The sequence below is a fragment of the Alcaligenes sp. LTN-3 genome (genome assembly GCF_059735605.1).
In genome coordinates this window covers 469,901-490,833 of record NZ_JCAPDN010000001.1, presented here as the reverse complement: position 1 = coordinate 490,833, position 20,933 = coordinate 469,901, and the positions used below count along the sequence as shown (strand labels likewise).

General features: G+C 55.7%; 18 protein-coding genes. 10 read left to right on the top strand and 8 right to left on the bottom strand.

All coding sequences use genetic code 11. The features are described from left to right. Positions 1 to 522: 522 nt before the first annotated feature. Both AC6I6N_RS02295 and AC6I6N_RS02290 read right to left on the bottom strand, forming a co-directional pair. Complete coding sequence (locus AC6I6N_RS02295) at positions 523 to 2,190, bottom strand: VRR-NUC domain-containing protein (protein WP_497942973.1); 1,668 nt, start codon at positions 2,188 to 2,190, stop codon at positions 523 to 525. A gap of 39 nt (positions 2,191 to 2,229) precedes the next feature. Beyond that, positions 2,230 to 2,739 (bottom strand): MarR family winged helix-turn-helix transcriptional regulator, encoded by a 510-nt coding sequence (locus tag AC6I6N_RS02290; RefSeq protein ID WP_125277831.1) that lies wholly within the window; start codon positions 2,737 to 2,739, stop codon positions 2,230 to 2,232. Between the two features lie 85 nt (positions 2,740 to 2,824). Here AC6I6N_RS02290 and AC6I6N_RS02285 point away from each other — a divergent pair, with 85 nt between their 5' ends. After that, the gene (locus tag AC6I6N_RS02285) at positions 2,825 to 3,694 is read left to right on the top strand and encodes a DMT family transporter (protein WP_395029715.1); all 870 of its coding nucleotides are present in this window, start codon (positions 2,825 to 2,827) and stop codon (positions 3,692 to 3,694) included. A gap of 101 nt (positions 3,695 to 3,795) precedes the next feature. Here AC6I6N_RS02285 and AC6I6N_RS02280 read toward each other — a convergent pair whose 3' ends face one another. Beyond that, positions 3,796 to 5,103 carry an aminotransferase class I/II-fold pyridoxal phosphate-dependent enzyme gene (locus AC6I6N_RS02280; RefSeq protein ID WP_094196523.1) on the bottom strand — a complete coding sequence of 436 codons (1,308 nt, stop codon included), beginning with the start codon at positions 5,101 to 5,103 and terminating at the stop codon, positions 3,796 to 3,798. A 77-nt stretch (positions 5,104 to 5,180) separates the two neighbouring features. Between AC6I6N_RS02280 and AC6I6N_RS02275 the strand changes: the two genes are divergently transcribed. Both AC6I6N_RS02275 and AC6I6N_RS02270 read left to right on the top strand, forming a co-directional pair. Next, positions 5,181 to 5,984, top strand: coding sequence for a YggS family pyridoxal phosphate-dependent enzyme (locus AC6I6N_RS02275; RefSeq protein WP_094198331.1), 804 nt, complete (start codon positions 5,181 to 5,183; stop codon positions 5,982 to 5,984). Then, a complete protein-coding gene (locus AC6I6N_RS02270) occupies positions 5,981 to 6,250 on the top strand; it encodes a hypothetical protein (RefSeq protein ID WP_094196522.1) in 270 nt (89 codons plus the stop codon). The genes AC6I6N_RS02275 and AC6I6N_RS02270 overlap by 4 nt, the downstream gene beginning before the upstream one ends. Positions 6,251 to 6,391: 141 nt before the next feature. Here the strand turns inward: AC6I6N_RS02270 and AC6I6N_RS02265 are convergent, their stop codons facing one another. Together AC6I6N_RS02265 and AC6I6N_RS02260 are read right to left on the bottom strand one after the other, a co-directional pair. Then, entirely contained in the window at positions 6,392 to 7,708 is a 1,317-nt protein-coding gene (locus tag AC6I6N_RS02265) for an MFS transporter (protein WP_094196521.1), read from the bottom strand. 269 nt (positions 7,709 to 7,977) lie between these two features. Continuing rightward, a complete protein-coding gene (locus AC6I6N_RS02260) occupies positions 7,978 to 9,117 on the bottom strand; it encodes an FAD-dependent monooxygenase (RefSeq protein ID WP_009454531.1) in 1,140 nt (379 codons plus the stop codon). Between the two features lie 414 nt (positions 9,118 to 9,531). On the opposite strand from AC6I6N_RS02260, the gene AC6I6N_RS02255 reads away from it, so the two are divergent. From AC6I6N_RS02255 to AC6I6N_RS02225, 7 genes are all read left to right on the top strand, one after another. After that, positions 9,532 to 10,011 carry a MarR family winged helix-turn-helix transcriptional regulator gene (locus AC6I6N_RS02255; RefSeq protein ID WP_094196520.1) on the top strand — a complete coding sequence of 160 codons (480 nt, stop codon included), beginning with the start codon at positions 9,532 to 9,534 and terminating at the stop codon, positions 10,009 to 10,011. 79 nt (positions 10,012 to 10,090) lie between these two features. Beyond that, positions 10,091 to 11,254, top strand: coding sequence for an NnrS family protein (locus AC6I6N_RS02250; protein WP_094196519.1), 1,164 nt, complete (start codon positions 10,091 to 10,093; stop codon positions 11,252 to 11,254). Between the two features lie 166 nt (positions 11,255 to 11,420). Continuing rightward, the gene (locus AC6I6N_RS02245) at positions 11,421 to 13,343 is read left to right on the top strand and encodes a DUF8189 domain-containing protein (RefSeq protein ID WP_497942958.1); all 1,923 of its coding nucleotides are present in this window, start codon (positions 11,421 to 11,423) and stop codon (positions 13,341 to 13,343) included. A 242-nt stretch (positions 13,344 to 13,585) separates the two neighbouring features. Beyond that, positions 13,586 to 15,016 (top strand): hypothetical protein, encoded by a 1,431-nt coding sequence (locus AC6I6N_RS02240; RefSeq protein WP_108727389.1) that lies wholly within the window; start codon positions 13,586 to 13,588, stop codon positions 15,014 to 15,016. Between the two features lie 303 nt (positions 15,017 to 15,319). Further along, positions 15,320 to 15,799 (top strand): DUF2753 family protein, encoded by a 480-nt coding sequence (locus tag AC6I6N_RS02235; protein ID WP_094196515.1) that lies wholly within the window; start codon positions 15,320 to 15,322, stop codon positions 15,797 to 15,799. Positions 15,800 to 15,853: 54 nt separating this feature from the next. After that, on the top strand, positions 15,854 to 16,465 hold the full coding sequence (locus tag AC6I6N_RS02230) for a superoxide dismutase (RefSeq protein ID WP_230018446.1): 612 nt from the start codon (positions 15,854 to 15,856) through the stop codon (positions 16,463 to 16,465). A gap of 248 nt (positions 16,466 to 16,713) precedes the next feature. Further along, positions 16,714 to 17,649, top strand: coding sequence for a helix-turn-helix domain-containing protein (locus AC6I6N_RS02225; protein ID WP_497942955.1), 936 nt, complete (start codon positions 16,714 to 16,716; stop codon positions 17,647 to 17,649). Between the two features lie 43 nt (positions 17,650 to 17,692). Here AC6I6N_RS02225 and AC6I6N_RS02220 read toward each other — a convergent pair whose 3' ends face one another. The 3 genes from AC6I6N_RS02220 to AC6I6N_RS02210 all read right to left on the bottom strand — a co-directional run bounded on the left by AC6I6N_RS02220 (position 17,693) and on the right by AC6I6N_RS02210 (position 20,882). Further along, on the bottom strand, positions 17,693 to 18,802 hold the full coding sequence (locus AC6I6N_RS02220; RefSeq protein ID WP_094196512.1) for a class II histone deacetylase: 1,110 nt from the start codon (positions 18,800 to 18,802) through the stop codon (positions 17,693 to 17,695). Positions 18,803 to 19,002: 200 nt separating this feature from the next. Next, positions 19,003 to 19,617 carry an ATP-binding cassette domain-containing protein gene (locus tag AC6I6N_RS02215; RefSeq protein WP_497942949.1) on the bottom strand — a complete coding sequence of 205 codons (615 nt, stop codon included), beginning with the start codon at positions 19,615 to 19,617 and terminating at the stop codon, positions 19,003 to 19,005. A 326-nt stretch (positions 19,618 to 19,943) separates the two neighbouring features. Next, complete coding sequence (locus AC6I6N_RS02210) at positions 19,944 to 20,882, bottom strand: ZIP family metal transporter (RefSeq protein WP_497942946.1); 939 nt, start codon at positions 20,880 to 20,882, stop codon at positions 19,944 to 19,946. Positions 20,883 to 20,933: the final 51 nt, after the last annotated feature.

Below are 20,933 nucleotides of genomic sequence, written 5' to 3'. Positions count from 1 at the left end.
CAGTACAAGCTTGATCACGCGCCAGCCGATGCTTTTGCTCCTGCCGCCCCCACTCAAGATACAAGCGGCATTGCTGCTCAAAAAAGGCCCACAGATCCGCGCGCCCCAGGTATTCAGAGACACTGGTTTCTTTGTGCTTGTCCACGTGGTAATACACCACGCTGACGGTCATTCCCGGCAAATCGCGCGCCTGGCAAAGCATGGCCGCATAGACTTTGGCTTGCGCCTGGTGCAGGCGTCTATGGTGCTCGGGAATGGCATCAAAAGCACCTCGATAGGTTTTCAGCTCTTCCAGACAATTGCTGACGGGATCAAACCCATCGGCTCGACCACGCACCACTAGCCCTTCCATCTCATAGGACAGCGGCACTTCGGCTTCATAGTGCTCGGGGCGACGCAGCTTTAACTGCTGGTGGCCCAGGATACCTTCCTGTGCCGTGGCCGCAGGTGTAAAGCGCAGGTCCAGATCCCCGCTGCGGGCGGTAAATTCACATAAGGCGCGTACGCCGACCGTCCAGGCTTTCATGTGGATTCAGGCCGAGTCACATAGCAGACACGCGCAGGGATGGCGTGCTGCTCGAAATAACTGAGCCAACGCCGCTGGTTGTCCTGCAAGCGGTCTCCGGGGCCTTTTACCTCAATCAATTCATAGCTTTGCTGGGTAGGCATGAAGCGCACCAAGTCCGGCAGGCCGGAACGGTTATCCCGCCAATCCTGCAAGATACGCTTGAACACCAGTTGTAAGTGCTGGGCGGGGATGCAATGCAAGGCCTGCTCGATCAAGGTTTCATCCAAGGCAGGCCAGATCAGCAAGGGGCACTGTATGCCACGCTTTTCCTGCCAGCGTTGCCAGATCACGGTTTTATAGTCTGCGCCGTCCAGCACACTCAAAGACTGCTCAAACAAATTTTGCCTGCGCGATACAAAGTCCGGGTTACCCCAATCGGCTGGACAAGCTTGATAGGGGTGGAAAAACGCACCAGGCAAGGGAGCAAAAATAGCCTCCCAGCTCAACAAGCCCAATAAGGCCGGGAACAAGGCATTTTCTACGTAAAACACAGGTGCCAAGGGGCTGTCCCAATGAGCCAGCACCTGCGATTCGACCCGATTGCCGTCATCGAACAAAACCAGATCACTGCGTTGTGTGCGGCTTGCGGGTTTATTGGAAGGCGAGCTGGGCGGAGCGTCTACCGCCAGTTTGCGACGCATGCGAGGCAACATACGCAGCAACTTCTGGGTTTCGCTTTCATTTTCGGGCTGGTTCCACGCCTGACAAAACAAGGGCCAGGCACCTTGATGATTCTCCTGACGCTCCAATACCCGCAATTGGCGGTAACGGGCTCCCGGCCAGCTTGTCTGCAAATACGCTTGTTCGGCTAAGGCCCACCAATGTTGACGTTCGGCTTGCTGGCCTAGCTGGAACAGGGTTTTTGCCTTACGTCGTTGCAGCCAGTCGCTGTCAGTCTCAACTGCTTGAACGGCGGCAAAGCGCTGTATCCAAAGATCGGGGTCGGCCTCATCCTGTGCGTCTCGCAGCTCGGACAAGGTTTCATACAAGCGCACGTCCTCATTGTGGCGAAACGCCCGACTGGCCTGATCCAGAACCACGGTTTCGTAGCGATACAGGCCCAGATCGCTCATCACAAACTCGGACCAGTCCTGATAATGGTTGCCAAAGAACAGCAACTGCAAACGCTGTGCCCAATGCATGACTTGCGGTGATAGGCGCAGTGTGGGAGCTTGCAGGACTGGATCGGCACACCACTGCGTAAAAGGCCGAGCCTGTTCACCGTGAGCCTGCCCAATCCATTCCAGATAGTCCGATTTGCGCCCGGCGGCTGGCAGATCACTGAACAAGCGACGCAGCTCGGGCACCGTATGGACGGCAAACAAGGTTTCCAGATCCAGCTCAGGATCGGTTTCTATTAGCTCGCAAGCCGCCAGCTCTTGCACTGCCGCATCCAGGTTTTCGATCTCGGCATAACGCAACTTGTCGATACGAAACACCGGGCCTTTACGCATCAGCAAGCGCACCAACAGGGCTTGTGCAGGCTGGGAAGCATGCACAAAACGATGGCCGCACTGGACGTGTTCAGGCTCCAGCAGGTCGGAACTGGTGTGTTGTACCCACTGCAAAACCTGATGGAAATTATGCAGATAGTAAAAAGGAGGAAGCTCGGGCGGGGTCATAAGCAGGCTGTGTATATATCCAGCTACTTTAGCACTCCTTCAAGCCTGGCGCGACTCCAACAAGCGCATCCAGTCGCGCAACAAGGTATCCAGACTTTGCCGCTGCGTGGCATCCAGACCTTCCAGCAAATTTTCTTCATTGGCCAAATGGTCCACCACAACCGCATCCACACAGGCCAGACCCGCCGGGCTCAAACGCACCAGAATACGGCGGGCATCTTCCGGGTCGGCAATGCGTTCGATCAAGCCCTGCTTTTCCAGGCCCTGTAAACGATGCGTCATAGTGCCGGAGCTGACCATCAAGGTGGAAAACAAAGCGGTGGGTGCCAAGGTGTACGGCGGGCCGGAGCGGCGCAGGCTGGCCAGCACATCAAACTCGCCCAACTGCAGGCCGTGACGTCTAAAGTTGTCGCTCATCTGTTTTTGGACCAGTTGGAAGCAGCGCGTCATGCGGCCCAACAAGGCCATGGCGTCCAGGTTCTGCAAGTCTGGCCGCTGTTCGCGCCACTGATTGATGATCAGGTCTACCGCGTCGTGTTCTTCGCTCATGATCTCTCGATTTCGATATTTATCTTGATATTAAGATAAATCATCCCTACACTGGCATTTATCTCGACATCAAGATACTTTTATCATGAACCGACTTTCTCTCTGGCTGGTGACGGCCTTGACCGCATTAGGCCCCGCCATCTGGGGTTCCACCTACATTGTGACCACCGAAATCCTACCGCCCGATCGCCCTTTCATCGCGGCCTTTTTGCGCTGCTTTCCCGCTGGCGTGATGCTGCTCTTGTGGAGCCGACGCATGCCTGCCCGAGGTGATTGGGGGCGTACCCTGATTCTGGCGGCCTTGAATATTGGCGCATTTCAGGCGCTGTTATTCGTTGCGGCTTACCGCTTGCCGGGTGGTTTGGCCGCCGTCGTAGGAGCAGCTCAACCCTTGGTGGTGATTGCCCTGGCCTGGGCGTTAGAAGGTAAACGCCCTGTCACCCTGGCCTTGGTCGCTTGTGTGATCGGCATCATCGGCATGGGTATTTTGCTACTTTCGCCAGAGAGCCAATGGGATACCTGGGGCATGGTCGCGGCCATTGTCGGGGCCTTGTGCATGGCCATGGGCACCTACTTGTCGCACCGCTGGCGTAGTGGCATGCCGATTCTGGCTTTCACGGCCTGGCAATTGATGTTGGGCGGTTTGATGCTTGCCCCTCTGGCCTTATGGCTGGACCCACCACTGGACAACTCCTTGAGCGGCGTACAAATCGGCGGCTACCTCTACCTGTGTCTGGTCGGTGCGCTGCTGGCCTATACCCTGTGGTTCCGCGGGATTGCCGTCTTGCCCTCTGTGGCCGTGTCCTCGCTGGGCCTGCTCAGTCCGCTGACCGCCGTGATTCTGGGATGGCTGATTTTAGGTCAGGCCATGACAGGCTCCAGCCTGCTGGGCATTATTTTGGTGATGGGCAGTGTGCTGGCAGTACAGTGGATCAGCAATCGCCCGGCCAAATAAATATCGTGCGCCCATAAAAATAGCGCCCCTTTTAACGATCTGGATGGGCGCGTAAGAGAGTTCACTATCTTGCTACTCCGTTAGAAGCAGCAAGATAGTGACTAATAGCGTTCTTGCAGGACTTGGGCTAAATCTGTCGCAAAGCGCTGGGCGTCTTTAGCATTCAGATTCGCAAAACTGACACGCAAGCCTTGAGCAGGACTGCTCACACCAAAGACTTGTCCGGATCGCACCAGCCAGCCACGTGCAGCCAATCCCGCCAATACCGGCTCGGCTTCCCGATCCAGCGGAATCCACAGATTGAAGCCTTCCTCGCTATCCCAAAAAGGAATGCTCTGCTTTTTCAAGGCGTGCATCAAGTCGGCGCGAGCCTGCACATAGGCAGCTTGCGCAACACGAGTCTGCGCCTTGATCTCGGCATCCGTCAGCCCATGAACCACCATTTGCTGTAAAAGATGGCTGACCCATTGCGCCCCCGAAGCCAAACGTTGCGACAAGCGTTCGCTGGTTTGCAGATCCGACGCCACCAGAGCCACGCGCAAATCCGGCCCCAGACCCTTGGACACTGAACGAATCAAAGCCCAGCGCAAATGATCGGCAGGAATCACGTTTCGGTAAGGGCTGCTGGCCAGCATCCAGAAGTGGTCGTCAATCATCAACAGCAATTCGGGATACTGCTTCAGAATTTGCTCGATCTGCTTGGCACGAGCACGGCTCAGTGAGCATCCCGTGGGGTTGTGCGCACGTGGTGTCAAGATCAAAGCGCGCAGGCCATCCTCCAAAGCGGCTTGCAGCGAGGCCGGCACAATCCCCTCGCTATCGACCTCAATACCCACTGGCTTGTAGCCCAGCGTATGCACCGAGTTGATGCTGTTCAGATAGCCAGGATCTTCAATCCCGACTTTATCGCCCGCCAGCAAAAAGGCTTGCAGCAAACGCTCGATTGCATCGACCGCACCGTAGCTGACGTGATAATCGGTGTCTGGCGGTGTGTCTTTATGAAACACCTGCTGACACACGGCACGCAACTCAGGCACCAGAGGGTCCGCACCGTACAGAGCCTGGGTTTGACCGCGTACCCCAGCCGTCAATTGGGTGGGCGCAGGCAAATAGCCCAGCGCCGGATTGCCGCTGGCCAAATCCTGCAAGGCCGAGCTGGCGCCATGCCCTTCGCGTGCCAGCTCCCGGATCGCCTCACGGATCCGTGTGCCACGACGTCCTTGTGCATCGGCCACCCCGGCCGAGACCAGGCGCTTGTATGCCAGGGCTACCGTATTCCGGTTCAATCCCAGTGTTTGAGCCAGCTCGCGTACCGGCGGCAAAATCTGGCCCGGAGCAATTCGCCCCAGTGCCACTTGCTGTCGGATATCATCGAAAAGTTCCTTCGCGTTGCTTCCCTGGATATTCATTTTGACCTATGACATAATAGTTTATGCGCGACCCGCAGGGTCGAGTTTATCTTTTTTTTCTTCCTTACTGGTGCGCCATGTCCGAATCCGCCCCTGATCTACTTCACACCGAGCATTATCCCACCTCCACCAGTGTAGAGGCATTTCGGGAACGCATTGCCCTGGTACAACAAAGAATTGATGCTGCCTGCGTACGCTATGGGCGTGCTGCTGGCGATGTCCGTTTACTTACTGTCAGCAAAACCTTCGGGATTGACCGCATCCGCCTGGCCTACCAGGCCGGTTGTCGCTTATTGGGCGAGAACAAGGTGCAGGAAGCCGAAGGCAAGTACGAAGCGCTACGCGAAGAACTGCCAGATTTGGAATGGGCTGTTATTGGACACCTGCAAAGCAATAAAGCCAAGTCCGTTGCGCGCTTTGCCTCTGAATTTCATGCGTTGGACAAGCTCAAGACCGCTGAAGCGCTGGACCGCCGTCTACAAATTGAAGGCCGCAGCCTGGACGTCTTCGTGCAAGTAAACACCTCCAGCGAAGACAGCAAGTTCGGTTTGCCACCCGAAGAAGTACACGCTTTCGTGCGCGAATTGCCACAATTTTCTGCCTTGAAAGTCAAAGGTCTGATGACCTTGGCTTTGATGGACGCCGATCCGGAGCGGGTACGGCCCTGCTTTGCCCTGCTGCGCAATTTGCGTGATCAACTGCGCAACGACATTGCCCACGCTGAAAACATTCGTGAACTATCCATGGGTATGTCGGGTGACTATGAAGTCGCCATTTCCGAAGGCTCCACCATTGTGCGCGTTGGCCAAGCCATTTTTGGTGCACGCGCCACGCCCAACAACTTTTACTGGCCCGTCTCCGATACGGCAACAACATCATGAATCCATTACGCCTGATCCTGCGCCAAAACGGTAAAGAAGTCGGACATTTTGAATCCAGCCCCTGCTGCCCGCCCGAACAACTGATTGCCGTGGCTCGCCACCTGATGACGCTGCCTGACAGCGAGCTGGAACTGCAACAAGCCAAAGGCGAGCACCGTATTTTGGATAGCGGCCCGCACGGCTTGCGCGTTCTGAGCGCACAGGTTCTATACGAAACCGCTGATTTGCAAGCCTGGTTGCAGCAAGGCAGCAAGGTTTCTGCCTGATCCTGATCAGTGGTCGGCCACAAACCCGTCACTGCGGTTCGTCAAAGCGGCGTTCTCAAGACGCCGCAACTATAAAAAACCATACCCGGCCAAGAGCCGGGTATGGTTTTTGTGTTTCAGCCTGCAGGAACAAACAGCAACTTAGCGGTTCACCTGCTTGGCAGGCAAGGCGTATGCCAACAAGCAGCTCACCATCAAACTACCGGCAAACAGCCACAAAGCGGCGCTGCCCGAACCGGTCAGGTCGGTAACCCAACCAATCAAGGAGTTACTGACCAGACCGGCAATATTGGCCAAGGAACATGCCAGCGCAAAACCCGTTGCTGCTGCAGTACCTTTCAAGAAGGTAGCCGGCAAGCTGAAAAACACAGGCACAGCACCCATAATCACAGCCGAGGCCACCGTAAAGGCCAGAACAGTCAACCAGGCGTGATGAGCCACAAAAGTACTGGCAACCAAGGCAATCGCACCGATGGTCAGCGGCACGATCAAGTGCCAGCGACGTTCACGGCAACGGTCCGAGCTGGCACCAATCATCAACATGCCTGCTACACCGGCCAGCGAGGGAATCGCCGTCATCAAACCAATCTGGAAGGGGTCTTGCACACCGGCAGCACGAATAAAGGACGGCATCCAGAAACTGATGGAGTACGTGCCTAGCAGAATGGAGAAGTCAATCCCGCCCAGCATCCACACTTTCAGGTTGAAGAAACCATCTTTAAAGCTGTGCTTGACGCCCTTGCCTTCGGCATCGTCGGCAGCCAGATCAGCAGCCAGCCGAGACTTCTCTTCCTTGCTAAGCCACTGCGCAGACTGATAGTTGTTCGGCAAGGCCCAGAAAGTCAGAATACCAAGCAGCACGCTGGGAATCGCTTCCAAAAGAAACAACCACTGCCAACCACGCCAGCCGTTCATGTGATCAAAGTGACCGATAATCCAACCGGACAAAGGACCACCAATCACGCTGGACAGGGGCAAACCGATCATGAACAAGGCAATGATCTTGCCGCGTCGGTAGGTAGGGAACCACAGGGTCAGGTAGTACAGCACACCTGGCAAGAAACCCGCTTCTGCCGCACCCAGCACAAAACGCAGAATGTAGAACTGCGTAGGTGTGGTGACAAACATGGTCAGGCCAGACAAGATGCCCCAAGTAATCATGATGCGGGCAATCCACAGCTTGGCACCGACACGTTCCAAAATCAAATTGCTGGGCACCTCGAACAGGATGTAACCCAGAAAGAACAGCCCGGCCCCCAGGCCGTACGCTGTCTCACTCCATTGCAAATGATCGAGCATTTGCAGCTTGGCAAAACCGACGTTGATGCGGTCCAGATACGCTGCCAAATAACAAAAGCACAGGAATGGGATCAGACGCCAGACGATCTTTTTGTAGAGATCCCCGTTTCCGTCCCGGCCTGCAGGCACCGCCGTGGGACTTTGGATGGATGAATGCACCTTGTATATCTCCAGATAATTATTGGTATGCCTGGTGAACCAGAAAACTGCCTAAAAACAGCGCCTGACAGAACACAGCAGGACCCTGAACACGTCCGCACTCCCCCCATTGGGCTGCAGACTGTTTACGGATGAGAAATGATGTATCAACAGTGACTCCCGACTGCACATGCCCAGCTCTATCCCTATAGAGAGGCCATGCACAGCGGGACCCGATCAGATTGATGCGCTGCACCCGGATCGCTCCCGAGTTCAGCGCAGCGCACGGCTTAGCTGGACTTCAGGTCCTGACCGTACAGGTCGTAGCCGTAAACCCAGGCCGGATCTTCTTGCGTGCGCAAGAAGGTATTGGCGTTGGACACGGACTGAACACGCGTCGCGCGCTCTTTGCGGTTGAGCTCGTACAGATCGAAGGCTGTGCGGAAATCCGACAAACCGGTCTCTTGCAAGCAGCGAGTCAACATGGCGGCATCTTCAATCGCCATGCAAGCACCTTGGGCCATATGTGGCTTCATGGGATGACATGCATCACCCAACATGACCAGACGACCACGGCTCCACAAAGGCAGCGGATTGCGGTTGCGCAATGGCCACTTGGTAATGCTTTCGGTCGATTTGATCAGGTTCTGAACCGTGGAATGATAGCCTTCAAATGCGGCCAGCATCTCTTCTTGCGAGCTGTCTACGTACGCCCCCTGAAAATCCCAGGCCGGATGTGGCACACCAGTCACAAAATAGTACTCATCGCGCTTGCCAGTGGTGTAGTACACCATCATGTGACGGTCATCGGTCCACCATTTCACACAGTCCTCGAACTCATCGGCAAAACGGGCCAGATTCTCACCACGGATCAGGGCACGGTGGGCCACCCAGCCGCTGTAAATCGGATCTTCGACACCCAGCAGGGTTTCGCGGATCTTGGAGTGAATACCATCAGCCCCAATCACAATGTCAGCTGTCACGCTGGTGCCATCGGCAAACTCCAGCAGCACGTCGTCACCCCGATCCACCAGGTTTTGCAAACGCTTGCCAAAGTGCACGGTGCCGGGCTTGATGCTGTCAATTTGCAAAGCATGCATATCACCACGATGCACGGTGATGTACGACGCACCGTATTCTTTCTTGGCAAACTCGCCCAACGGAATACGGGACAGGTAGTCGCCCGTTTCGCCATCGCGGCTGAACCAGAAGTCCGGGTGCGAGCCCATATCATCCAGCGCTTTTTCCAAACCCATACGGCGGAAAATCTTCATCACGTTGGGGCCCACGTGGATACCGGCACCCAAACGCGAGAATTCTGGCGCCTGTTCAAATACTTCTACCTCAAAGCCAGCTTGCTGCAACAGAGTCGCCGCAGCGGCTCCGCCAAGACCGGCCCCTACAATCGCAATCTTGACTGTTTTTTCCATCGTTAGCTCCAAATCACGGCACAAATTAAAAGTGCTCACTACATGTTTTTTAGTAGTGTACACACTAAGTTTAAGCATGAAAACAGGTGATTGAGCTAGGGTTTATACCTACCATCAGCTATCGAAAAACTGCTTATAACCTTAGCTTTAAAACCAATTACCAGATTAAAATCAACAGCTTAAAATAAAAATTTAAAACAAAGGCAAGCCTTGACCATCGAAGCATAAAATTTATTTAATTTATGAATTTAACAGTGTGTAGACTTGTTTATTGCGGTGCACACCCTGCAATAGCAAATACTTTATATGCATAGCAACTGATCTGAATCAGGCGTGAACGGCTCCTTGGACAGGTATACTTTGCCCAGTTGTTACGCAACTGGCCTGCCCACTCCACAACAAGACAGAAAGACTATGCAGCCTACCTCCCCCGTTTCTGAGCCTCAAACCTTGTCCTACGATGTCACCGAACAAATCGGCCACCTGCTGCGCAAGGCTGGCCAACGGCACACGGCCATCTTTCAGCATTACGTGGGCGACACCCAGCTAACCGCTATTCAGTTCGTGACTTTATGCGCCCTGCGCGATCACGGCCCCAGCTCGCAAACCGAGCTGGTCGAAGCCACGGCGGTAGACCAGGCCACCATACGGGGCATTATTCAGCGCCTGAAGTCGCGCAATCTGATCGAACTGGCACCGGACAAAGATGACAGACGCAAGGTGATTGTGGAGCTGACCCAACAAGGGCAGGAACTGCTCGATCGCGTCATCCCGCGCGCCCATACCATCAGCGAACTGACTATGGGCAATCTGAACCCTGCAGAACGCGTGGCCATCGTCTATCTGCTGCGCAAAATGATCGATAGCACGCTGGATATGAGCGACAAGGAATAAGGCCAAACATCACTTGAAGAGACTATGTTTTATTCGGCCTTTAAGATATATTTAAAATACATCTTTTAACTGATCTGCCATGACTCCTTTAACTGCCTCCCCCGTCTCTACTCGCCCACAATGGCGCGCATTCCTGGAACTGGGGTTTCGACCCCTCTATCTTTTAGCCACGCTTTGGGGCGCGGCCAGCATTGCGCTCTGGCTCTATGCGCCCGGCTGGCTGGCCAATGCAGCCATCCCCTCCCTGTACTGGCATGCTCATGAAATGCTCTGGGCCTTTATCGGCACCATTGCCGTGGGATTTTTGTTGACAGCCAGTGCCACCTGGACAGGACAGCCCACCCTGCGCGGCTCCTCTTTGGGGGCCTTGTGTTTGATCTGGATTCTGGCACGTTTGAGCCTGTTGCTTCCCAACGGCTTGATCGCCGCCTTGCTGCTGGACGCCTTGTTCTTTGCTGTTGCCGCCGCTGAACTGGCCCGTGTGATTCTGATCGCTCGCAACAAACGCAATTACGGCATCCCCCTTGCCATGCTGGCCTTGGGCCTGAGCCATGCCCTGTTCATGTACAGCCTGCTGCAAGGGCAAGATCCCATGCCCTACTTCTACAGCGGTTTCTGGACCATGGGTTTGATCACCTTGCTGATTGCTCGCCGCATCATTCCCTTCTTTGCCATGCGTGCCTTGCCGGGTTTGAGCCTACCTGCTCAAACTCGTAGCGGTCATTGGCAAATGGGGTTGAGCGCCATCGCCATTGCTTTGTCACTGAGCCCCTGGCGCTTGGCTCTGGCTATGGTTCTGGCTGCGTTGGGCTTGATTGCCTGCTTTCAGTGGGTACGCTGGAAACCGTGGGCCAGCCGTCACACCCCCCTGTTGTGGATTTTGTACCTGGGCTATGCCGGTCTGGCTATCGGCTTGTTAAGTGCTGCTGCCTATGAAGCAGGCTGGATTCTACGCGCTGCCTGGCCGGTACATATTGTGGGCTTGGCCGGTTTCAGCATCATGATTATCGGCATGCTGACCCGTACCGCTCTAGGTCATTTGGGTCGCCCCTTGCGTGCCACGCCCAAAGTCGTGCTGGGTTACGGTTTTCTGATTGCTGCCTGCGTCTTGCGTTTGTTGGCCCTGATCCCCAGCAGTTGGAGCCTGCCTTTGCTGCATGTCTCTGGTCTGTGCTGGATTTTGGCCATGCTCAATTACCTGCATCAGTTTGCTCCCATGTTGATTCGCCCCAGACTGAACTGAGCGCAGCATCGGCGCCACACTTTAAAAAACAAAGTCCCTGGCGCCATGTATCTTTATTTTCTGCCTGACAGTGCCTGCTTATACTAAGCAGGCACGTTGTTTGCATCCTCTGCAAGCAACGCGGGACGGATCGTTCTGATCCTTGTTTATTCCGCGCACTCATCCCATGTTTCTTGCCTGTCTGGCTGGCCCCTTCTTGAAACGCATTCTGCTTGGCGGACTGTGTGCTTTGCTCTGGCCGCTCTCTACCCAAGCCGCGGATGCCTGTCATGGCAGTCGGGACCTGGTCGTTGTTGGCCATATGGATGACGACCTGCTATTCATGAACCCAGACCTGTCCAGCAGTATCCAGGCCGGTGCCTGCATGCAGGTTCTGTACCTGACCGCCAGTGAACGCAAAGGTGGGCTGGAGTATATGTACCGCCGCGAACAAGGTGTACGCGCCGCCTATGCCTTTATGGCCGGGCTGGTCAACGAATGGCAGCAAACCCGCTTGATGGTCGGCAGTGCCTCGATCACGCAATTTACCTTGCGGTCCAGACCGGGTATTCAGTTAAGCCATTTACGTCTGCAAGATCCCTGGCTGGGCCCAGGCTGGGGGAGTCTGACCCCGTTGAGCCGCGCAGAATCGGTACCTGGCCAAACCGTACAAACACTGGATAGCCCGCAACAGACACTGAACCGCGAGCAGTTGGTCCAGACACTGGCCGCCTTGATACGGCTGTATCAGCCCACCAGTGTTCGCTATCTGGATGACACCAACCCGGTGCCTTACACCCAGCTGTGCTGGCGTTGTACCGGACACGGACACCCGGACCATATCGCCAGCGCCCGTCTGGTTCGGGAGGCCATGCTGGCGGCCCCCGGAAATTACGCACAAATTGGCTATGTGGACTATCCCATTCAAGAACAGGCTCGCAATCTGACCTTGAATGAAATCCACAGTAAAACCGAGATTTTCCGACGCTACGCCTGGCACGACCAACACGCCTGCAAAGGCCCCGCTGTGTGTCAGGAACCCGCCGGCCCCGCCGCCGAATGGGTACAGCGCAGTTACTACACCAGTCGTGCCGACTATCCGGCCAGCCTGTTAAGTGACAAGGAAGGCAAGCTCAGCTTTTTCGCCTCGGGCGAACAAAACGACGCCATCAATCAATGGGATGTGCAAGAACAACGCTGGATGACCTTGGGCGGACGCACAGCCGAAGCCTTAAGCGCCTTTCACTACGCAGACGGGAGCCCTGGTCTGTTTGCGCGTGATGCTACCGGACAGGTCTGGTTCAGCCGCTCCCCCGATGAGAACGATTGGCTGGCCTGGCAAAAAATACCCGGCCCTCGCATGTTGCATACCCCTATCGTCAGCCGCCGGGACAGTCAGGCGGTCGCCATGGGAACCGACGGCCTTTTTTATTGGAGCGCCGCGCGCCAGCCCGACTACGGTTGGGGGGCCTGGACAGCACTGCCTGCGCTGGAACATGCCGCCTACCCCGCCACTCTCAGCCTGGATAGACAAGGGCGCCCCCATATATTTGCCAGCAATTTGCAGGGCCAGTTATTCCAGACCTATCAGCAAAGCGACTTGACATGGCAGGACTGGCAAGCGATTCCTGCTCCTGCCAGTAGTGGCGGCTTGGCTTCTATCCTGAATGCACAAGGGCATATTGAGTTGTATCTGCGCGACCGTCAAAGCCAGAAGTTGCTGCGCCTGATACAAGGCAGCCAGCAAAGCTGGACGCGCCCCCAAAACCTGGGCTTGAACTATGTGGGAACACCCGCACTGAGCCTGGACGAGAAAGAACAAGTCATTGTCGCGGTTCAGAAAAACCCCGGCGGCGCGATTGTGCTGCTTGATCAAGGGCAGGAACGGGAAGTGGACAAACAGTCTGCCTCTCAGCCTGCGCTATACAGACTGAACGGCACCTTGTATCTGGCCAGCCGCCCGGTCGGTCCCGAGCAGCGCTATCGACTGCTGGAGCGCCGGCACGGCCAATGGGTGCAAGTTGCCCTGACCCAGCCCCCACCACCGGGGGGAGGACAGTCCTTTCGTGAAGCCCCCGCCTTTATCAAGCAGCCTTATGTGCAGCCTTGAGCTCCACGCTGCGTTTTAAAACGTAACAAAGTACGCTAAGACGGCCCTTGCTCCCAAGGGGGGGCCGGGCCAACAAGCGAATCCAGTTATTGATTCACGCCTCAGCAGTCAACCCGAAACTCCGGCCCAGTTCGTAACATATGATTACGACAGTGTCCGCTCACCGTCTCAGCTCCAGTACAATCGCCCGCTAACCATCGCCGGCTTATCGGTGCCTTACTTTTAGCTACTCTTCAGAGATCATGAAGCCAACTACCTTATTTGCAGCCCTGTTGGGCGTGGCCATCGGCGCCGGTGGCGCTATTTACTACGCCAAAAACGTACCCGTACCGACAAGCGGCCCGGTCAGTACCCCCAGCACCGTCGATGCTGCCCAAACCCTGGTATTGGGCCAATCTGTCTCTGGCGAACTAACCAGCAAAAGCTTTTTGAACCTGAGCGATGGCGTGCGCAGTAGCCTGTTTGATGTGAAAGCCGAAGCGGGCCAACTTATCAAGATCAGTGTCACCGGTCCCTTACGCCCACAAATCACTGTGCTGCGAAACGGCGAGCTGGTGACACGTACCCAGCGCTGTGAGGACTGCCCAGAGAGCGAAACCAAGGGTCAAGCCACCACACTGGGCTTCAAGGCTGATTTCAACGACACCTACCAGGTGGTGATCAGCGGCTTTAACACCAGTTCCTTCGGCCCTTTCCAAATTATGGCCGACACCTTGAAAGCCTACACAGGCGAGCCTTTGACCCCAGACCAGACTATTCATGACTGGGCATTGGGAGGTCAAAAACGCTACCGCTTGAATATTGACAAAGACGGCTTGTACAGCTTGGCCATGAAGGCCGAGCAAAACAGCCTGGATGCCTATCTGAAACTGATGGACCGTCGTGGCATGGAACTGGCTTCGGACGATGACAACGGTGGCGGCACCGATGCACGCCTGCAGGTTTACCTGAAAGCCGGTGAATACATTGTGCAGGCCAGCTCGGCCATGGGTTCGCAAAACTTCCAGGGTGGCTTCTCGCTGCAGATCAAGCCAGAGGAAATGACTGGCGAGGTCGAGCTGAAAAATGGCGATAGCCTGGTGCTGGACGGCGAAGGCAGAAGCGGCTTGTTTACCGGTGAGACCCAAACCTACAGCTTCACGTTGCCCGAACCCAAACTGGTGACGGTGCTCATGGACGCCCAAGGCTTCCAAGCCACCATGGAAGTGGATTCCACCAGCGCCAACCAATACGGCGATGAAGCCGGCCAGCAACGCGTCCGTGGCGTACTGGCCGCAGGCGAACACCAGGTGAAGATTTCTGGCGCCAATCAAGCCGGTTTGTTTGCCCTGTCCGCCGTAGCTGATGACGTCCCTGCCAATGCTGGCGGCGGCACCATCCGTGTAGGCGAACCCCGCCAGGCACTGATGCTGCAAGGCATCACCAGCGACAGCTACCAGTTGACCGTGCGCCAGCCTGGCAGCTACATCATTGATATGACTTCGCCTATCTTTGACACCTACCTGGTACTGCGCAAAGACGGCCAAACCGTTGCCGAAGACGATGATAGCGGCGGCGATATGAATGCCCGTCTGGAAGTCCAGCTGGAAGCGGGCGACTACGAAGTCAAAGCCATGTCCTTGGGCAGCTACGAGCAGGATATGGAATATGAGTTGTCAGTAAAACGTCGTTAAGACGATTCAGACAAACTGATATCAAGGCTGAACGCCCCCGGGCTTTCAGCCTTTTTTCTTGTCCTATAGCCGACGTGAACTTGATTTGGAACAAGCATCCGGGCGCTACAGGGTATACACCTAAACACGTCAACCAAGCCCGAAAAGCCGCAGCACCACTGGCTTCAGCGCCCCCGCCCCGCTCCTTTCCAACTGACGTTTGATCTGCTTACGATTTGCTTTTTGGATTTCCTTGATAATATAAATGCAAATCATTATCATTAATTTCATTATTGATGCGCTACCTTTTATCAGGAGCAAAGCATGCAGACCGTTACCCAACAGCCCCAACACGCTCTTACCCAACGCGATGAGCTCGCCTCTTGGCGTAGTTTGATTACGCAGGGAAACCAGGCCTTTCAATCTCGCAATTACACCGATGCCATCGCGCACTACCAACAGGCCCGCGCCTATGTAAAACCGCTGCTGTTTGGCGCTTGTGAAGGGGCCGACGCCACCATTGCCGCCTGGGTCATTGCCCATTTGAATCTGGCCGATGCTTGCGAACAGCTAGATCAAAGTGACGAACAAGGCCTGCTCTTGTGTACCGCGCACGAAACCTTGTGCTGGGCGGCGGCCAACACGCACCTGGCCGATGATTGGCGCATGGCCGCCTGGCAACACAGCCGACGCACCTATGCCGAGCTGGCGCGCTATGCGCGTCGCTACCCCCATCATGTCCCCACCTGCTCTGCCCTTTTCTTAGGAGCCGTCAGCCCGCAGGAACGCTCTTTTTCTCATTAAGTTTCAATCTGTCCCCCAGGCACCGCTGGCCGGGGGTTTATCGAGGAGTGCGTGTTGTCTTACACCTTACCTGCCCTGCCTTATGCCTACCATGCTCTGGAACCCCATATCGACACCCAGACCATGGAAATTCACTACAGCAAGCATCATCAGACCTATATCAACAATCTGAATGCGGCACTGGAAGCGGCCAACTTACCGTACCCGCCTATTGATGAGCTGCTTGCTGGGCTGGACACCCTGCCCGAATCCGTACGCAATGTGGTGCGCAACAACGGCGGCGGCCATGCCAACCACAGTTTGTTCTGGACGGTGATGACACCGGATGCCGATACCACTATTCCCAAGGACCTGGCCCAGGCCATAGACCAGGATCTCGGTGGATTCGAACAATTCAAGGATGCCTTTACCAAGGCGGCAATCTCACGCTTTGGCAGTGGCTGGGCCTGGCTCAGTGTCACCCCGGAAAAGAAACTGGTGGTAGAGAGCACCGGCAATCAGGACAGCCCACTGATGCACGGCAACACGCCCATTTTGGGTCTGGACGTGTGGGAGCATGCCTACTACCTGAAATACCAGAATCGCCGGCCTGAATACATTGCCGCCTTCTTCAATGTGATCAACTGGCCCGAAGTGCTAAGACGATATCTGGAAGCCGTTAAATAAGACGGTTCTGCCGCCGGTCGTTTTACCACCAGCCCTAAGCTATCTCCCCGCCCGGAGATGGGCGGTATCAAGCAGTTTGGCTTGCCGCCTTTTTCAAGCAACCCTCCACGTCTGGAGGGTTTTTGCTTTGGGGGTGCATCCATACTCGGAACCACTTCCAAGCCTGGGTTTGGCCCAATTGCGCTCTCAATCACCAAACGCTATGTTTATTGTTAGCACCCTTACCATACTTATCCTCAGGCCCTGCCATGTTCAGTCTCGGCGATCGTATTCAATCCCTGCGTTCCCTGTTTCACTTCGATGCGGTGCAACTTCTGGGTTGTGCACCGCAAAGCCGTACCCATCTGGAGTTGCATTGCGAAGGCTATAACCTGAACTGCGCGTCGGCCTTGGGAACCGGCTTTCCACAAATCTACGCACCGGGCTTTACAGCACAGGCCTCTCCGCACGATTTGCTGCCGCCTTCTATTTCCGAGTGCTCGGACACCATGGATCCACCCTTTCGCAGTACTGCCATCTATACCGATGCCCTGCTGCGTGGCGGGTTTCAGGATGGGATGACGGTAGAACTACAGCGCGGGGACTCGTATTTGGGAATGATTCACTTCTCTTCCCAACAAGCAGGATGCTTCAATCGCCATGTCCGCACACTGGCGCTGGGCGCGAAAATCTTGCTGGAAGAGGCCATGCAGAACATGGTCTCGCAAAACGGCATCGTCTTGCATCTGGTGCCACAGGCAGGCGGGCTGATCATGCGTGAGGACATGCTCTCTGACGCTTCCCAGTTCAGCCCCGCACTGGCTAAAGCCTTGTCCTTCATGAGCCAGGAAACCTCGACCTTGCAAGCGTTCTGGCTGGAAGGCAAACGAAGCTATCGACTGCAAGCGCAGCGCTTTCCCAAGGGCGATGTTCTGGTGCGACTGCTGCCCGCCCCCTTGCCCGCTGCGCTCAGTGCCAAGGAAATGCAGGTGCTGGGCTGGTTGGTAACGGGCTACACCGACCGGGAAATTGCCGCCAGCCTATTTTTAAGCGAACGCACCGTGCATTCGCATGTCACGTCCTTGCTGCGCAAACTGGGTATCACCCGACGAACAGAAGCCGCTGTCACAGCGGCTCTGAATCATTGGTATGTGCCGGATACGCAGGGTGCGATCCTGGCGGCAGTGCCCGGACTGTGCCATTAAAAGACACGATCCGGGACGCCGCTTAACACTGGCACATCAGGAATTAACGCAGACCGCTCAACAGGGCTGCGGCCTCATCGACGCAGGCGCGTTCCGCGTCCAATAGCGTGTCGCCACCCATCCCGCCCAGGAACTCCGCATAAGGATCAGCCAGCGTACGCACGCCTGTCAGTTCCTCAATCACGGCCTGACCGCAAAATGGCAGATAGTGCGGGCTATAGCCACCCTCCTGCACAAAGGCGATACGACCTTCGCAGACTTCCTCGGCGCAGTCGATCACCTGACGCGCCATTTGCCGGAAACCGGAAGCCGTCACCATCATGCGTGCCAGCGGGTCCATCATGCTGGCATCAAAGCCCGAACCCACAATAATCAGCTGCGGTTTATAGGCGCGCAGCGCAGGTAACACCACTTTTTCCATGGCATAGAGGTAGGCGGCATTCCCGCCGCCAGGAGGCAGAGGGATATTCAAGTTGTAGCCCAGGCCTTCACCCTCACCACGCTCAGTCGTGAAGCCGCTATTGGCCGGAAAACACAAGTGCTGGTGCAAGGAGATAGTCAGCACCGACGGGTCATTCCACCAAATATCCTGGGTTCCATTGCCGTGGTGGACATCCCAATCCAGAATCGCGACACGATCCAGGCCCAGTTCCTCGCGAGCATACGCTGCGGCCACCGAGGTGTTATTGAAAATGCAAAAACCCATCGCACCGGCACGAGGCGCATGATGGCCGGGTGGATTCACCAAGGCATAGCCATTGCTCACTTCACGGCTGACCACTTTTTTGACCATCTCAATCGCGCCGCCGGCGGAAAGCATGGCGATTTCAAGTCCGCCATTCCCCATAGCGGTAACGCCATCACCTGTATCCCCCCCAGTTGGCAAGGCACTGACACGCTTCATGTTTTCCAGATGCTCGGCCGTGTGTACACGCAAAATATCCTTGTCGCGTGCAGGCTTGGCCTGGATGCTGCTCAGATGATCAATTTGACCGGAGGCACAAACCAGCTCGTGAAAGCGGCGCTTCGTATCGGGATGAGCCAGGTGGTGGCTGATCGGCTGTAAACGGGCACCCAGATTAGCCGAGGCAAGGCTGCCCGTACCGGTATCTACCCAGCCGTAAAGAGTGTTCCAAATATATCCTGTTGCCATGTCGTCTCCTTTGTTTTGGTTTGTTTGGCTTAACCATAGTAGGGATCTGGACAACTGAAAGAATCCGTAGGATTGCCGAATTTATGAGCTGATCAGGAAACACCCACAGAAAAAGAGGCAGAGGACGCTCGTTTTCCAAAGCGTCCTCTGCCTCTTTCTTGAAGCTGATTGACTGATAGATGACGGGCACTGCCCAAGGACTACACCAGCTCGGCAATATTGATGCTGTGTGCTCCACAGGCCTCTACCAATTCCGCATCGTGACTGGCAAACAGCACAACACGGTCTTGTGACCAAATCTCGAATTGCTCTGCCAAAGCGGCACGAGCCTGTGTGTCCAGGCCATTGCTGGGGCCATCGGCAATGATCACAGCCGGCGCACCCAAAGCCGCTGCCGCCAGAAACACCTTGCGGCGCGTTCCTGTGGACATCTGCTCAAAACGCTTGTCCAAGTGTGGCTCCAGGCCTAGCCGGTAGGCCAGATCCAGCGCAGTGTCATCAACACGGGTTTTCTTTTCAGCGGCCACTTGCTCCAGCAACTGGCGGCCTGTTTGAGACGGAAACAGCAGGCAGTTATCGGGGACATAGGCCATACGGGCGCGGGCTTGTTGGGGCGCTTTCATCAGCGAATACCCGTCTATCCACACTTCACCTGCATCTGGTTCGAGCAAGCCAGCAATAATGTTCAGCAAGGTGGATTTGCCGGTGCTGTCTTCTTCACAGAGCGCCACGCAGCCAGGCTGAAAGGTATGAGTCAGCCCCTTGAAAACGGGGTAGTCGCCATAGTTTTTACTGAGATTTTCTATGCGTAGCATGCTGGAAATCACTGCTAAAGAAGCGCCTGGACAGATACAAGATGCTGTGCCGAGGCGGGATAAAAAAATAAGTTCGGGGCTGCCCCAAACAGGCGCCTTAGTATAGGTCTTTATTAACTGATGTTTGGGCTGCTTGCTGCGCCGTGACCATGCAGGGTTCAGCAGAAATAAAGCAAAAACCTTGTCGGGAACAATCTTGCCAGGCATTCATGCGCGGATCTACAGCCAAAGCCAAAGCCAAAGCCAAAGCCAAAGCCAAAGCCAAAGCCAAAAAAATAGCCTGAACAAGCTCGTCTTGTTTCAGGCTATTTTTTTTGCGAACCTGCTTATCCTAAAGCAGTATCCAGCAGCATCATCAAGACAAAGCCGATCATCAAACCACCCGTCGCAAAGGTTTCATGTCCTTGCCGGTGCGATTCGGGAATGATCTCGTGGCTGATCACAAACAGCATGGCACCCGCCGCAAAGCCCAGACCAAAAGGCAGAAGCACCAGCGAACTGCTGACTGCCACTGCCCCTAGCACCGCACCGACCGGCTCAACCAAACCACTGGCCATGCCCAACACAACAGAGAAAGTACGGCTGTAACCGGCGGCCAGCAAGGCCAGCGCCACTACCAAGCCTTCAGGCACGTCCTGAATGGCAATACCCGTGGCCAGCGCATTGGCGCGCACCCCTTCATTGCCCACATAGCCCACACCAATGGCCAAACCTTCTGGGAAGTTGTGCAGCATAATCGCGATCACAAACAGCCAGGTACGGCGCAGCTTGGTCGATGAGGCATTACCGGGACCCTCGCGCCCTTTAATGAAATGCTCGTGCGGCAGAATGCGATCGAGCAGCATCAAGGCCGCGGCCCCCAGCAAGATGGAAAAGCCCACTGCTACGCCCGCCCCCCAGGCACCACCGCCAAACACCTGCTGCTTTTCTGCCGCTTCCAGACCCGGCAAAACCAAGGAGAAGGCACAAGCGGCCAGCATCACCCCTGCCCCAAAGCCATATAGCGTATCCTGGGTGCGCTGCGACATGGTTTGAGAAAACATGACGGGCACAGTCCCCAGTGCCGTGGCCAACGCCGCGATGGAGCCGCCTAGCAGGGCCTGCAAGACCACCGGGTGATCTTGTGCGTACAGCCAGAACTGATGACAGATCGCCCAGACGCCCCCCATGGAGATGATGAGTCCAACCCACAGGCGCAGGTGTTGGCGCCAGTTAGGCGAGCTTCCCTTATTGGGTGAAAAGTAGTGGCTTGTTTTCGGTTTCATCGCCGTGCGCCCCCAGAAAATTACGCAATCCAGGTTTGCCTAGTACAGACA